The organism is Nesterenkonia sandarakina (genome assembly GCF_003003175.1).
GTDB classification, from domain to species: Bacteria; Actinomycetota; Actinomycetes; order Actinomycetales; family Micrococcaceae; genus Nesterenkonia; species Nesterenkonia sandarakina_A.
Map to the genome: position 1 here is coordinate 61,513 of NZ_PVTY01000012.1, position 14,776 is coordinate 76,288.

Sequence of the window (14,776 nt, forward strand, 5' to 3'; positions counted from 1 at the left end):
CCGATCATCTGGCTGCCGCTGGGCCGCGCGACCACCTCCGTGGTCGCTGGGGAGAACCGGCGCGAGTCAGCGGATCCGCCAGCACCTGGGGCGGATCGCCGCGGACCTGCCCGCACCGCGTCATCGGATCAGCCGGATCAGCCGGGGAACGCGAGGTCCCGGACCTCGATCTCCTCCAGAGCCACCCAGGTGTCCCCGGAGAGGTTCTGGAAGGGCACGTCCACGGTCTCGGCGAAGACCTTCTGCTGGCCCTCTCCCACGGAGATGTTCAACAGTCCCAGCAACGGGCTGTCTGCACGGTTGGCGCCGGTAAGTGTCACCCGCTCCGGGGTCATGGTCTCCTGGTCCGAGCTTGCCCAGACGTAGAGCGCATCGGGCCCCTGCCAGCGCACCTCTTCGAGCTCCACGGTGGTCTCCAGGCGCATCGGCTGTCCGAGTCCGCGCGGGATGCCGCTGGAGTCCCGGATGACGCCGGCCACGTAGAGGTCACGTTCGCCGTCGTCGTCGAGGATCACGGCGGCGCGGGCTCCGTCCTGGGCGATGCGCAGCGAGGTGATGGTGCGGTCCTCGAGCCAGTCCGCGCTGACCTCCGCGCTGGAGGGCTCCAGGGACTCGTCATAGGCCAGGGCGTGGACCGTGGCGTTGTCCCCCTCCGAGGAGGCGGTCCAGGTCCAGCCGTAGTTGTCCATCGAGGGGCGGGTGAGGTTGTTCGCCTCCAGCACGAGATCCTCCGCCCGCTCGGGGCGCAGGTGGTAGAGCTGGTTGCCCTCGCCGTTGAGGAAGGCGAAGACCTCGTCGGAGGCGGACCCGGGGACCGCCGGGGCCTGCGGGTCGAGCTCGGAGATGTCAGGCAGGCTCCCGATGGAGAGCGTGACCTGGTCGTTCTGCCGGCGCAGGGTGCCGTCCTCGATGCCCACCTGGGTGGAGTCGACCTCCGGAGCGACCTGGATCCGCAGCTGCTCGGCCTCGGCCAGCTCCGACTCCAGCGGGATGTCCAGCTCGCGCTGGGCCACGGTGATCTCCACATCGTTGATCCGGGTGAGCGAGGTCAGGGCGAGGTCGAGCTGTTCCTGCATCAGCGCTCGTTCCGCCGGTTCGGCGTCCTCGACGCCTTCCGGGGAGAGGTCCACGGCGGCGGTGCCCTCATCGACCGGCACCGAGGCGCGTTCGAGCTCCACGCCGTCGTCGAAGGCGGAGATCACGGCGGGTTCGAGGTAGGGCGCCGGACCGGCGAGCAGCGCGCTGACGATCTCCGAGGAGATCCCCGGCCGGTTCAGGAACCAGCGCTGATCCGGCACCGCATAGCGCAGCTGCGGGTCGAAGAAGTAGAGCGTGTGGGCCTGGAAGACCTGCTGGAAGCTGCCGTCGATGAGCATCGTGCCGTCGGGAGCGTCGGTGATCCGCCACTCCCCCTCGATCTCCTCCAGGGTGAAGTCCATGACCTCGGTGGAGTCCTCGGGCAGCCGGGTCAGGATCCCGGCGCCGTCCACCACGGAGTCCACCTGGAACGGGACGCTCCAGCTGTTCTCCCCGGAGGCGAGCACCGGCGGCTCGGAGGAGTAGACCACGGTCCGCGCGTCGGGTCGCCAGTCCCTGGCCGCGTCCGGGGACATGAACTGCCGGGCGATGGCATAGTCGTCCTGGGCGCCGGCTCCGGCGCGGATGAACCCGTCGACGATCTGCTCGGCGGTGGCCCCGGTCTGCGGCGGCTGGGCCAGCGGTGCGTAGGTGAGCTCCTCGCCCGATTCTGGAGCGGAGGTGCCCACCGGCCCCTCGGTGGGCAGCAGGGGTGAGCAGGCGCCGAGCACGAGCATGAGCGCGAGCAGTCCGGTGATCAGGGTGATGAGTCGACGGCGGATCATGACTCGCCCTTCTTCGGCTGGTACAGCGCCTGCTCGTTGATCCGGTCATGTTCCTGCTCGTCGAAGGCGTCCTGGATGTTCTCGATGCGATACCTGTCGGTCGCCCGGTAGACCGGTGGCAGCGCCATCGGTGAGGCGCGATAGGGCACCGACTGCCGGCGCGGGAGCACGAGCCTGAAGCAGGAGCCCTGGCCCTTCTGCCCCCAGGCGTCCAGGGCGCCCTGGTGCAGCCGGGTGTCCTCGGTGGCGATGGAGAGGCCCAGCCCGGAGCCTCCGGTGGTCCGGGCCCGGGCCGGGTCGGCGCGCCAGAACCGGTCGAAGACGTGGGCGACCTCGGAGGGACTCATCCCGATCCCGTGGTCGCGCACGGCGATCCCGATGGCGGTGGGGCTGGAGGAGACGATCACGTCCACCGGACGGGCTTCGGCGTGCTCGATCGCGTTGTTGATCAGGTTGCGCAGGATCCGGCTGATCCGCCGGGCGTCGACCTCGGCGAGGAAGTTCTCTCCCTGGACCACCAGGCCCAGCGGGGTGTTCGAACTCTCCGCCAACGGCTTGGAGCTGATCAGGACCTCGCGAGCGAGATCGAGCAGGTCGACCTCGGCGGTGGCCAGCTCGGCGGCGCCGGCGTCGAACCGGGACATCTCCAGCAGATCCGAGAGCAGCGCCTGGAACCGTTCCACCTGGTGGTGGAGCAGCTCGGTGGAGCGCCGGTTGATCGGATCGAAGTCATCGCGGGACTCATGCAGCACCTCGGCGGCCATCCGGACGGTGGTCAGCGGGGTGCGCAGCTCGTGGGAGACGTCAGAGACGAAGCGCTGCTGCATCTTGGAGAGGTTCGCCAGCTGGGTGATCTGTTCCTGCAGGTTGGAGGCCATCCGGTTGAAGGACAGGCCCAGGCGGGCGATCTCGTCCTCCCCGCGCACGGCGAGGCGCTGGTCCAGCTGCCCGTCGGCGATCCGCTCCGAGACCTCGGCGGCCTGGGAGACCGGGCGGACCACCGAGCGGGCGACCCAGGCGGGGATGGCCATGTTGATCAGCAGGATCGCCACGCCGGCGACGAGCATGGTGCGGAAGACGAAGGCGACGTTCTCCTGCACCGGGGAGAAGTTGTAGACGAAGTAGAGCGCGTAGGGGTTGCCCTGCACGTCGACCTGGGTGCCGAACGCGATGCCCGGCTCCTCGGCTCCGTTGTTGGGGTACGCGACCGCCTGCCAGTACTGGCCGGTGCCCCCTGCCACGGCGTCATTGAGCTCATCCGAGATCAGGCTCGGCGGGAGCCCCCCGGAGGTGATCCCGTCGACGTAGAGGTTCTCTCCGCCCTCCAGCGGCAGCAGGATCACCTCGCGCTGGATCTGCGCGGTGGAGTCATCGACGTCGTTGAGGATCGACTGGATGTCCTGCTGCGCCTCGGTCCGGTTGCTGGTGCTCAGGGCCGCGAAGCTGCTCCGGATCGCGTCGAGACCGTCGGCGGCCTCGAGCTCGGCCTGATCGAAGCGCTCCTGGAAGAGCCCGGAGGTGACCTGCTGGACCAGGAAGGCGGCCACGGCCATGGTGCTGATCATGGTGAGCAGACCGGTGAAGAAGACTGCACGGATCAGCAGCGAGCGCGCCCAGAGCCGGGGCAGCCCGCTGACCTTCCGGGCGGTGCCGGCGAAGGTCCGCTTCGCGCCGGGGGCGGGCGGCTGCTCGGACTCTGCCTGCGCGGCCGCCTCGATCTCCTCCAGAGGGTCTCGGGTGCGGTCCCGGATCACCGGGATGCTGCCCGTGGAGGTCGCCGAGGACCGCGAGGCGGCCCGATCTGCGGTGTTCTCAGCGTGGACAGGAATGACTACCCCTGCCCTCCGGCCTTATAGCCGACGCCGCGCACGGTCTGGACGATCTCGGGGTTCTCCGGATCCTTCTCGATCTTGGAACGCAGTCGCTGCACGTGGACGTTGACCAGCCGGGTGTCGGCCTGGTGCCGGTAGCCCCAGACCTCTTCGAGCAGCATCTCGCGGTTCCAGACCTGCCAGGGCTTCTTCGCCAGCGCGGTCAGCAGGTCGAACTCCAGCGGGGTGAGCGAGATCCGGTGTTCGCCGCGGCGGACCTCATGACCGGCGACGTCGATGCTCAGGTCTCCGATGGTGAGGTTCTCCCCGTCGGGGCGGGCATTGTGATCAGCCGGGCGCAGCCGGGCACGCACCCGGGCCACCAGCTCGGCGGGCTTGAAGGGCTTCGGCACGTAGTCGTCGGCGCCGGCCTCGAGGCCGCGCACCACATCGGCGGTGTCGGACTTCGCGGTCAGCATGATCACCGGAGTGTCCGCCTCCTCGCGGATCTCGCGGCAGACCTCGATGCCGTCCTTGCCGGGCAGCATCAGGTCGAGCAGGACCACGTCGGGCTTGGAGCTGTGGAAGGTCTCCAGGGCATCCTCGCCGTTGAAGCAGAAGGTGGGCTCGAATCCCTCATTGCGCAGCACAATGCCGATCATCTCTGCGAGCGCTTCGTCGTCGTCGACGACCAGGATTCTGGCTTTCATCTGCTCTCCATCCATAGGGGTCCTGCGCCGCAGAGCGTCTCGCGGGCACAGGTTTGGGCCCAGTTCCATGCGGCACCTCACTCAGGATATATGAGAGCGGTAGGCTGGACGCAGAGGGCACTCGCGCAGACGCGCTTGAGGAGGGGCGATGATCCGTACAGCGGAGACACACCGGGGTGCACGGCCATGGCCGAGCACCGGTTCCGCGCCGTCTGGCGCCCAGGATCAGCCGCTGAGGCCGGGCTCGGTCTTCCCGCTGCGCCGGATGGTCGCCGATGAGCTCTTCAGCGCCGCGGTGGCGGTCATCCGCCGCTCCCCCAAAGCCGTGCTGGGCGTCCCCTTCCTCGCCGGACTCGTGAACTTCGGGTTCACCCTGGTGATGATGCTGGTGCTGCCCTCGTCCTCCTATATGCGCATGCTCACCGACCCGGGGGCCTTCGATGATCCGGACCTCGCGCTGGGCGTGGCCACCGACGCCGCCTTCCTCTGGGTGACCTTCGCGAGCTCGGCGGTGACCTCCCTGGTGATCGCGGTCGCCACGGCGTATATGGTGCTGCCCACGCTGCGCGCCGCCTACGGCCTGCACACCGGGATGGCCCAGACGGTCCGGCTGCGCCTGCGCCGACTCGTCCCGACCGTGCTGAACCTGCTGGTGCTGGGTCTGATCCTGGCCGTGGCGGCGCTGCCGGTGTTCTTCGTCGCGGTGCTGCTGCTGGTGGTCACCCTCTTCCTGGGCGCGATCGTGGTCTTCCCCGCGCTCTTCCTCGCCCTGTGCTGGGTCACCGCCGCGGTGATGTACGCCCCGCTGACCGTGGTGGTCGAGCGCATGGGCCCCTTCGCGGCCATCGCCAGGTCCTGGCGGCTCAACCGGGGACGCTGGTGGCGCAACATCGGGCTGGTCGCGCTGCTCTATGTGATCCTCGGACTGGCCTTCACGATCGCGTCGGTGCCGCTGATGCTCACCGTGGGCATCTCGGAGCTGCTGGAGTCCGGGCTGACCTCCGGGGGTGAATGGGCCGGCTTCGCGGTGTTCGCCCTCACCGAGCTCTACGGCACCGTGCTCTCCACCCTGTTCATCGGGGTCGTGGGCACCGTGATCTCCCTGATGTACCTCAACGCCCGGATCCGGCAGGAGGCCCTGGACGTCACGCTGCTCGCGGCGGCCGACCCGGTCCGCGCCTCGGCGTCGGTCGCCCGCGGCGTCTCCGGAGGGGCGAGACCGGCAGGACAGGCCGGGTGGCCGGGCGCGGCACGGCCGGCAGAGGCGAAGGGCACACCGTCTGAGGCCCTCGTGCCAGGCTCGATCGAACACCTCCACGAACACTTCGGGGAGGTGAACGCCGGTGCAGCCCGAACCTGACGAGGCGCGACGGCTCCTGGAGCAGGAGCTCAGCGATCCGCGCTACCAGCGCGACGCCACCGGCCCGCTGCGCGAGGCCGCGGAACGGTTCTTCGGCTGGCTCGACCAGCTGAGCCTGAACCTGGGACCGGTGAACCTGCCCATGGGCCCGGTGCTGCTGCTGATCCTGCTGCTCGCCGCGGTGATCCTGTGCATCGTGCTGGTCCGGCCCCGGCTGCAGCGCGGCACCGACCCGGAGGACCTGCTCACCAGCCCGGCCGACATCACCGCTGATCAGATGCGCCAGCGCGCGGAATCCCACGCCCAGACCGGACGCTTCGACGAGGCCTGCCGGGAGCTCTTCCGCGCGGTGATCCGCGCCGCCGAGGAGCGTCGGGAGCTCGCAAAGCAGGCCGGACGCACGGCCACCGAGGCCGGGGCGTCGCTGGCCCGGGCCCATCCCGCTCAGGCGCGGGCCGCCGTGCACGCCGCGGAGCTGTTCAACTACTCCCGGTACGGCGGCGGGTCCCTGCAGCGCGCCGACTACGACACCCTGCTCACCCTGGACGCGCGGCTGCAGTCCGCGCAGCCCGAGACTGCGCACCCCGAGACTCTGCTGCACGATGACTCCCACCCTGAGGGTGAGCTGCCGCGGCAGGACTCCGGGATCCAGCCGGGTCAGGGGGTGCCCCGGTGACGACGACGGCGACGCTCGGCTCCACGCTGCGCAGCGGCTTCCAGCGGTGGCAGTTCTGGCTGCTCCTGCTGGTCCTGGGGCTGCTCTCCATCGCGCTGGTCCAGGCGCTCAGAGACGAGGACATGGACCGGTTCGGCCTGGAGAACACCTCGCTGGACGGCTACGCGGCAGTGGCCGAGGTGCTCTCGGACAACGAGGTCGAGATCCACCAGGCACCCTCGGCAGAGATCGCCCGGGAGCTGCTGAGCGAGCACCCCGAGGCCCCGCTGGTGGTCCTCTCCACCGGGGACGTCCCTGATGACGCCTTCATCGAGCGGCTGCGCGACCGCGGGGATCGGTCGGTGCTGCTGCTCAGCGAGGGTCCCGAGCTGCTCAGCGCGGTGCACCCGGAGGGACCGGAGCTCTACGCCGGAGCACACCCCGACGGCGGATCCGGCTCCGCGCTCGAGGCGGGCGCCCAGTGCCCGGTCGACGCCGCGGTGAACGCCGGCACGGTCCAGGCCCCCGGGGCGCTGTTCTCCAGCGATGAGCCGGGCTGCTTCACCGGATTCTCCGACGACGCCGGGGACGCGCAGCTGCTCATCGAGACCGACGCCGGCGTGTTCTTCGGAGCACCCGCGGCGTTCACCAATCAGAACATCAGCGACGCCGGGAACGCGGCGCTGGCACTGTGGCTCCTCGGCGCCGAGGACGACCTCATCTGGTACACCCCGATGGGCCTGGACACCCTGGAGGATCAGCAGTGGGCCTCCCCCATGGACTTCCTCCCCGGCTGGGTGATCCCGCTGGCCTGGTGGCTGCTGCTCTGCGTGCTGGTGATGATGCTGGTGCTCGGGCGACGTCCCGGTCCGGTGGTCGGCGAGCCGCTGCCGGTTCAGGTGCCCGCGGCCGAGACCGCCGAGGGGCGCGGTCGGATGTATCAGAGCGCCAATGCGGTGGCCGCCTCCGCGCAGACCCTGCGCAGCGCGCACCTGATCCGGCTCTCCCGGCTGCTTCGCCTCGGCGCGGCACCGCGGGAGGCCAGCATCATCGACGCCGCCGCCCGGCAGGTGCGCCGCGACCCGACCCAGCTGGCCGAGCTGCTCGCCCGGCGGCCACGCAGCAACTCAGACCTGGTCGCCTACGCCCAGGCGCTGGCGCAGCTCGAAGATGAGGTCCAGCGCGCCGCGCTGAACCATCACCCCAGCGGCCGCCACGCCAACCCAGACCCCACACACCTGAACCACCAGCAAGGGAAGAACACCAGCAATGACTGAACCGCATATCGCCGTTACTGCGACCCACCACGCGGCACCCCCGGCCTCACCCCAGCTCGCGGACCAGGGCGCCCATCAGCTGCGCGACAAGTTCCACCAGGTCCGCGGCGAGGTGGCCAAGGCGGTGGTCGGCCAGGACGCCGCCGTCACCAGCGTGCTCATCGGTCTGCTGGTGCGCGGACACGTGCTCCTCGAGGGCGTGCCCGGGGTGGCCAAGACGCTGCTGGTCCGCGCGATCTCCGCCTCGCTGAGCCTGGACACCTCGCGGGTCCAGTTCACCCCGGACCTGATGCCCGGCGACGTCACCGGCTCGCTGGTCTATGACTCCAAGACCGGGGACTTCAGCTTCCGCGAGGGCCCGGTCTTCACCAATCTGCTGCTCGCCGATGAGATCAACCGCACCCCGCCCAAGACGCAGGCCTCGCTGCTCGAGGCCATGGAGGAGCGGCAGGTCTCGGTGGACGGGATCAGCCGCGCGCTGCCCGACCCGTTCCTGGTCGCCGCGACCCAGAACCCGGTGGAGTATGAGGGCACCTACCCGCTGCCGGAGGCCCAGCTGGACCGCTTCCTGCTCAAGGTGCACCTGGATCTGCCCCAGCGCGGCGAGGAGATCGAGGTCATCCGCCGGCATGCCGCGGGGTTCAACCCCTCCGACCTCGCCGGCGCCGGCGTGCGTGCCGTCGCCGGGGCGCAGGACGTCCTCGCCGCCCGCGAGCAGGTCCGCCAGGTGGCGATCGCCGGTGAGGTGCTCGCCTATATCGTCGACCTCGCCCGGGCGACCCGGGAGACCCCGAGCTTCCAGCTGGGCGTCTCCCCGCGCGGCGCGACCGCCCTGATGAACGCCTCACGCGCCTGGGCCTGGCTCTCCGGCCGCGACTTCATCACCCCCGACGACGTCAAGGCGCTCGCTCCGGCCTGCCTGCGCCACCGCGTCTCGCTGCGACCGGAGGCGGCGATGGACGGAGTCAGCATCGACGACGTGCTGCAGTCCATCCTGGCCACCGTCCCGGTCCCCCGCTGAGCGGCGCCCGATGGTCCTGACCCGACGATTCCTGTACCTGGCGCTGGGACTCAGCGCCGTCGTCGTCGTGTTCCCGGCCCAGGCGACGCTGCTGGTCTGCGCGCTGCTGCTGGTGCTGATCGCCGGGACCGACATGGTCCTCGCCGGCTCGCCGCGCAGCCTCCGGGTCGAACGTGTGCCCACCACCCCGGTGCGGCTGGGCCAGGCGACGACGGCGAGCACCACCATCACGCACACCGGGTCCCGCCGGCTGCACGGGCAGGTCAAGGACGGCTGGCAGCCCTCGGCGGGGGCGCGCCGGCAGATCAGTCCGCTCGAGCTGGGGCCCGGCCGCCCGGCGGGCAGAGGACCAGCGGGCGCCAGGTCGGCTGTTCCCAGGCCGGGCGCCCAGCTGGCCACCGCTCGGATCGAGACCAGGCTGCGACCCACCCGCCGCGGCGACCTGCACAGCGAGCATCTCAGCGTGCGCTCGATCGGCCCGCTGGGTCTGGCCGGGCGTCAGGTGACCCACCGGGTGCAGCATGCGCAGCGGGTGCTGCCGCCGTTCCATTCGCGCCGACACCTGCCCTCGAAGCTGCAGCGGCTGCGCGAGCTCGACGGCGCGACCGCCGTCCAGATCCGCGGGGCCGGGCACGAGTTCGACTCGCTGCGCGACTATGTGCGCGGCGATGATGTGCGCTCCATCGACTGGCGCGCCACCGCCCGGCGGCAGTCCTCCCAGGGCCAGCACCTGGTGGTGCGCACCTGGCGGCCCGAGCGCGACCGCAGGGTGATCCTCGCCCTGGACTCCTCCCGCACCTCGGCGGTGCGGATCGAGGATGAGCCGCGGCTGGACTCCGGGATGGAGGCCGCGCTGCTGCTCGGCGCGCTGGCGGCCGGCGCAGGGGATCGAGTGGACTACTTCTCCTTCGATCGCGCGCTCAGCTCGCAGGCCCGGTCTGGAATGCGCGGGGATCTGCTGCACCAGATGGCCGAGGCCATGGCCACGGTGGCACCTCGCCTGGTCGAGGCCGACTTCTCTCAGCTGCCCGGTCAGATCCGGGCCATCAGCTCCCAGCGCAGCCTGTTGGTGGTGCTGACCTCGCTGGACTCCGGATCCCTCGAGGAGGGCCTGCTTCCGGTGCTGCCGGCGCTGACCGAGCGCCACCTGGTGGTGCTCGCCGCGGTGCGCGACCCGGAGCTGGATCGGCGAGCGCGTGCCCGGGAGAGCGCCGGGGAGGTCTACCGGGCCGCCGCGGCCGAGCGGGCGCTGATCGAGAAGGAGGCGCTGCGACGCCAGCTGGCGTCGCTCGGGGTCGAGGTCGTGGAGGCCACGCCGCACCAGCTGCCCCCGCAGCTCGCCGACACCTATATCCGGCTCAAGGCCTCCGGACGGCTCTGACAAGGGCTCCGGGCCCGCAGCGGCGCCCGGCGAACCCCGCGCTGACCGGCGGGAATGCATCCACCCCCCGGATTGCTGAATACTGGGCAGCAGCACCAGCTTCGGCGCGCCCGCGCGGAGCAGACCAGCAACTGAAGAACCGGGAAGAGATTCATGAAGGTATTGGCAGCCATGTCCGGCGGGGTGGACTCCGCCGTGGCCGCAGCCCGCGCCGTCGACGCCGGCCACGAAGTCGTCGGAGTGCACCTCGCGCTGAGCCGGATGCCCGGCACGCTGCGGACCGGCTCCCGCGGCTGCTGCACCATCGAGGACTCCTCCGACGCCTGGCGCGCCTGTGAGAAGCTCGGCATCCCGTTCTACGTCTGGGACTTCTCCGAACGCTTCAAGGCCGACGTGGTGGACGACTTCATCAGCGAATACGCCGCCGGGCGGACCCCGAACCCCTGCATGCGATGCAACGAGAAGATCAAGTTCGAGGCGCTGCTGGACAAGGCGATCGCGCTGGGCTTCGACGCCGTGGCCACGGGTCACTACGCCAAGGTCTTCCGCGACGCCGAGGGCAGCCCGGAGCTCCACCGCGCCGCCACCTGGACCAAGGACCAGTCCTATGTGCTCGGGGTGCTCACCACCGAGCAGCTCGAGCACTGCATCTTCCCGCTGGGCGAGACCCCGTCGAAGGACCTGGTCCGCGCCGAGGCCGCCGAGCGCGGACTCTCGGTGGCGAAGAAGCCGGACTCCCACGACATCTGCTTCATCCCCGACGGGGACACCCGCGGCTGGCTGGCCGAGCAGATCGAGCTGCGCAACGGCCCGATCCTGGACGCCGAGGGCGCGAAGATCGGGGAGCATGAGGGCTCCGAGGCCTACACCGTGGGCCAGCGCCGCGGACTCAAGCTCGGCCACCCCGCCCCGGACGGCAAGCCCCGCTTCGTGCTGGAGATCCGGCCGAAGGACAACACCGTCGTCGCCGGACCGCGGGAGCTGCTCGAGATCGACCGGCTCACCGGCATCCGGCTCTCCTGGGCCGGAAGCCCGGTGCCCGAGGCCGCCACCGGTGAGTGGTTCTCCCTCGACCTGCAGATCCGCGCGCATGCCGACCCGGTGCCCGCCCGCGCCAGGGTCGAGGCCGAGCACCCCGAGACCGACGACGGCGCACCCCGGCTGATGGTGGAGCTCGACGAGGCGCTCCAGGGCGTCGCCCCCGGACAGACCGCCGTGATGTACCAGGGCACCCGGGTGCTGGGCCAGGCCACGATCGACACCGCGCGGTCGAAGAACTACCAGCCGGTGGCCTCGGCGGCCCAGTAGGCTGGGGGCATGAGCACTGATCCCCGCGCCGGTGAGGCCGGCACCCAGGTTGAGCCCGAGGTCCTCGAAGAGCTGCTGTCCATGCGGGCCAGCATCGACAACATCGACGCGACCCTGGTCTACCTGCTGGCCGAGCGGTTCAAGGCCACCCAGCGCGTCGGGGTGCTCAAGGCCAAGCATCAGCTCCCGGCGGCCGATCCCGCTCGCGAGAAGAACCAGATCTCCCGGCTCAAGCGGCTGGCCCATGAGGCGCAGCTCGACCCGGAGTTCGCCGAGAAGTTCCTGAACTTCATCATCGAAGAGGTCATCCGCCACCACGAGGCGATCTCCGCATCCTCGGGCGCGACGGGCCAGCCCGGGCCCGCCCGCGCCGGATCCTCCGACGATCCGACCGCTCGCTGATGCCGCTGCGCTCCGCCGCACCAGGGGTGATGCCCGGGACGAGTCTTCTGCGCAGCGCCGAGCTCCAGGCCGCCGAGCTGCCGGCACCACACCTGCCCGGACTGCCCGAGCTCCCCGGACGCGGACTGCACTCGCAGCTGCTGGCCCGCAGCCTCGCCCAGCTCTCCGAGCTCTCCGCCGAACTGACCTCCTACGGCTGGCGGATCACCCAGCGCCCCGGAGCCGATGATCAGCGCGCCCGCGGCTGGCTGCGCTCGGATGTCGACACCCTCGCCGACGTCCGCGGGCAGCGCCGTGAGTCGGGCCTGGACACCGACCACGACGGGCTCGGCGCTCCCCTGGTGCTCGAGCTGCTGGGGCCGATCAGCCTCATGGCGGGCCTGGCGCTGCACTCCGGGGAAAAGGTGCTCACCGACCACGGGGCACGCCGCGACCTCGCAGCCTCCTTGGCCACCGGGGCCGCCGAGCACCTGAGCCACGTGCGGCGGGCGGCCGCGCCGTCGTCGTCGACGGTGATCCTCAGCGAACCTGACTACATCCGCGCCCGCGGGGGCCTGATCCCCACCGTCAGCGGCTACCGGACGATCCGCGCGCTGGATCGCGAGGAGGCCCGCGGCCACCTCGGCCTCATGATCGAGACGCTGGAACGCTCCGGGGTGGATGAGATCCTGCTGGACCTCGGCGGCAGCGTGGAGTCCGAACACGTGCAGGACTTCCGGGCGGCGCAGGGCCCGAAGGCCAACGGCTTCGCGGTGGATCTGACCACCATGCAGGCACCCGAGTGGGAGCGCACCGCAGAACTGGTGGAATCCGGGGCGACCATGCTCGCCTCCACGCTGACCTCGCCCGAGACCGCTGCAGCTGCGCGGCCGGCCTCCCGGGACGCCGCCCGCCGCGGAGTGACGCAGCTCCCCCAGGTCAGCGACCTCGCTCGACGCCTGCGCGGGCCCTGGGACCGGCTCGGGATGCCGTTGGACAGCCTGGAGAACTTCATCCTGGTCGGTTCCGCTGACCGCCACCGGACGGAACCGGACCGCTCGCAGTTCGCCGCGCTGACCGAACCCGCCGCGATGCGCGTGCTCACCCGCGTGCGCGACACCGCCGAGGCGCTGCGCGACCAGATCCGCGAAGCCTGAGCGGGCCTCCCCCGCCCTTCCGGCTCTGCACCCGCCCCCTTCCCTCCATGGGGCACTGTGCGGTGGCATGGGCACCTCGGCGAAGCGCTGTTCCGCCACAGACCGCCCACTGGGTGCGCTCCGCACCCGAACGGGCGGGCTCTGCGCCCGGAGCATCGAGTTCAGCACCTGAAAGAGGCCCCCATGGAACAACGCATCTCACTGATCACCCTCGCCGTCGCAGATCTGCGCGCGACCCGCCGCTTCTACGTCGACGGCCTCGGCTGGGCGCCAAGTGTGGAGGCCCCCGGGGTGCTGATGCTGCGCGCCGGGGAGCACCTGCTGCTCTCGCTCTGGGATCGCGGCGAGTTTGAGGCCGAGGTGGCCCCGATCATGACCGGCCCGGGGGTCGCGCCGCTGACCCTGGCACATAACGTGACCACGGACCAGCAGGTCGATGAGGTGCTGGATCAGGCGCGCGACGCCGGCGCGACCGCCGTCCAGCCCACCGAGCGGCGGGAATGGGGCGGCTACAGCAGATACTTCGCCGATCCCGACGGGTTCCGCTGGGAGACCGCCTGCGCGCCGGGCGAGGTCAACGACATCGTCCTGCCCTGACCGAGACCCTCCCCCGCCTGCTCAGCGTCGGGCGGCGGCCATCCCGGCGCTGCGGGCCTGGGCGATCACCGCGGGCAGCGCGGCGGCCAGGGCGGCGACGTCGCGCTCCGTGGTCGTCCAGCCGAGGGTGAAGCGCTGGGCGCCGCGGGACTGTTCCTCGCTGAGACCCATCGCGAGCAGCACGTGGGACGGGCGAGGGACCCCGGCGGTGCAGGCCGAGCCGGTGGCGGTGTCGAACCCGGCCATGTCCAGCATGAACAGCAGCGAATCGCCCTCGGCGTCGTCCACGGTGATGTGCAGGTTGTTCGGCAGCCGCAGCTCGGGGTGCGTGCGCGGGTCCGGTCCGCGCAGCGTCACACCCTCAAGTCCGACGACGGCGTCCAGCAGCTGATCGCGCAGTCCCGCCAGGCGCTGGGCCTCCTTCGCCTGGGAGGCGACCAGCTCCTCGGCCACGGCGGCGAAGGAGCAGATCCCGGCGACGTCGAGGGTGCCGGAGCGGATGTCGCGTTCCTGGCCCCCGCCGTGCAGCACCGGGGTCAGCGTGATGTCCCGGCGGACCAGCAGCGCGCCGACGCCGACCGGGGCGCCGATCTTGTGCCCGCTGATCGCGAGCGTCGCCGCGCCGGAGTCGCGGAAGCTCATCGGGGCCGATCCTGCGGGCAGCGAGCCGAAGGCCTGGACCGCGTCGGTGTGCAGCGGCACGCCGTAGCGGGCGCAGAGCTCGCCGATCTGGGCCACCGGCTGGATCGCGCCGGTCTCGTTGTTGGCCCACATCACGGTGACCAGGGCCACCGAGTCCGCGGACGCGGCCAGGGTCGCCTCCAGCGCGGCCAGGTCCACGATCCCGCAGCCGTCGACGGCGATGATCCCCAGCTCGGCGTCCTCGTGGGCCTCGAGCCATTCGGCGGTCTCGAGCACCGCGTGGTGTTCGATCCCGGGCAGCAGGATCCGACGCCGGGCCTGATCCTCGGCGCGACGCTGCCAGTAGAGCCCCTTGACCGCGAGGTTGTCCGCCTCGGTCCCGCCTGAGGTGAAGATCACCTCGGAGGAATGGGCTCCTGCGGCGCGGGCGAGCTGCTCCCGGGCAGAGTCCACAGCCAGCCGGGCGCGGCGGCCGGAGCCGTGCAGCGACGAGGGGTTCGACAGGGCGGGCATCACCTCGGTCAGCACACGCATGGCGGTGGGCTTGATCGGAGTGGTGGCGGCGTGGTCGAAATAGGATCCGCCGGGCAGGGGGTCGGGTGCAGATGACATCG

13 protein-coding genes are annotated in these 14,776 nt (G+C 71.1%); 9 read left to right on the forward strand and 4 right to left on the reverse strand.

Annotated elements, in window-relative coordinates; translation table 11 throughout:
• Positions 1 to 137: 137 nt before the first annotated feature.
• The 3 genes from BCL67_RS10815 to mtrA form a co-directional block, all read right to left on the reverse strand.
• A complete protein-coding gene (locus BCL67_RS10815) occupies positions 138 to 1,862 on the reverse strand; it encodes an LpqB family beta-propeller domain-containing protein (protein ID WP_106123449.1) in 1,725 nt (574 codons plus the stop codon).
• On the reverse strand, positions 1,859 to 3,616 hold the full coding sequence (gene mtrB / locus BCL67_RS10820) for an MtrAB system histidine kinase MtrB (protein ID WP_258174973.1): 1,758 nt from the start codon (positions 3,614 to 3,616) through the stop codon (positions 1,859 to 1,861). Before mtrB ends, BCL67_RS10815 begins: the two co-directional genes overlap by 4 nt.
• Before the next feature lie 77 nt (positions 3,617 to 3,693).
• Entirely contained in the window at positions 3,694 to 4,383 is a 690-nt protein-coding gene (gene mtrA / locus BCL67_RS10825) for an MtrAB system response regulator MtrA (protein WP_036473691.1), read from the reverse strand.
• Positions 4,384 to 4,531: 148 nt separating this feature from the next.
• Between mtrA and BCL67_RS10830 the strand changes: the two genes are divergently transcribed.
• From BCL67_RS10830 to BCL67_RS10870, 9 genes are all read left to right on the forward strand, one after another.
• On the forward strand, positions 4,532 to 5,743 hold the full coding sequence (locus BCL67_RS10830; protein WP_146131139.1) for a hypothetical protein: 1,212 nt from the start codon (positions 4,532 to 4,534) through the stop codon (positions 5,741 to 5,743).
• Positions 5,727 to 6,419, forward strand: coding sequence for a DUF4129 domain-containing protein (locus tag BCL67_RS10835; protein WP_106123451.1), 693 nt, complete (start codon positions 5,727 to 5,729; stop codon positions 6,417 to 6,419). The genes BCL67_RS10830 and BCL67_RS10835 overlap by 17 nt, the downstream gene beginning before the upstream one ends.
• On the forward strand, positions 6,416 to 7,675 hold the full coding sequence (locus BCL67_RS10840) for a DUF4350 domain-containing protein (RefSeq protein ID WP_106123452.1): 1,260 nt from the start codon (positions 6,416 to 6,418) through the stop codon (positions 7,673 to 7,675). The genes BCL67_RS10835 and BCL67_RS10840 overlap by 4 nt, the downstream gene beginning before the upstream one ends.
• A complete protein-coding gene (locus tag BCL67_RS10845) occupies positions 7,668 to 8,696 on the forward strand; it encodes an AAA family ATPase (RefSeq protein ID WP_106123453.1) in 1,029 nt (342 codons plus the stop codon). The genes BCL67_RS10840 and BCL67_RS10845 overlap by 8 nt, the downstream gene beginning before the upstream one ends.
• 10 nt (positions 8,697 to 8,706) lie before the next feature.
• The gene (locus tag BCL67_RS10850; protein WP_106123454.1) at positions 8,707 to 10,077 is read left to right on the forward strand and encodes a DUF58 domain-containing protein; all 1,371 of its coding nucleotides are present in this window, start codon (positions 8,707 to 8,709) and stop codon (positions 10,075 to 10,077) included.
• Between the two features lie 153 nt (positions 10,078 to 10,230).
• Positions 10,231 to 11,385 carry a tRNA 2-thiouridine(34) synthase MnmA gene (gene mnmA / locus BCL67_RS10855; RefSeq protein WP_106123455.1) on the forward strand — a complete coding sequence of 385 codons (1,155 nt, stop codon included), beginning with the start codon at positions 10,231 to 10,233 and terminating at the stop codon, positions 11,383 to 11,385.
• A 9-nt stretch (positions 11,386 to 11,394) separates the two neighbouring features.
• On the forward strand, positions 11,395 to 11,787 hold the full coding sequence (locus BCL67_RS10860) for a chorismate mutase (protein ID WP_106123456.1): 393 nt from the start codon (positions 11,395 to 11,397) through the stop codon (positions 11,785 to 11,787).
• Complete coding sequence (locus tag BCL67_RS10865) at positions 11,787 to 12,923, forward strand: hypothetical protein (RefSeq protein ID WP_106123457.1); 1,137 nt, start codon at positions 11,787 to 11,789, stop codon at positions 12,921 to 12,923. The genes BCL67_RS10860 and BCL67_RS10865 overlap by 1 nt, the downstream gene beginning before the upstream one ends.
• A gap of 183 nt (positions 12,924 to 13,106) precedes the next feature.
• Entirely contained in the window at positions 13,107 to 13,520 is a 414-nt protein-coding gene (locus BCL67_RS10870) for a VOC family protein (RefSeq protein ID WP_106123458.1), read from the forward strand.
• Positions 13,521 to 13,541: 21 nt separating this feature from the next.
• Here BCL67_RS10870 and BCL67_RS10875 read toward each other — a convergent pair whose 3' ends face one another.
• Positions 13,542 to 14,774 carry a cysteine desulfurase family protein gene (locus BCL67_RS10875; protein WP_106123501.1) on the reverse strand — a complete coding sequence of 411 codons (1,233 nt, stop codon included), beginning with the start codon at positions 14,772 to 14,774 and terminating at the stop codon, positions 13,542 to 13,544.
• Positions 14,775 to 14,776 lie beyond the last annotated feature (2 nt).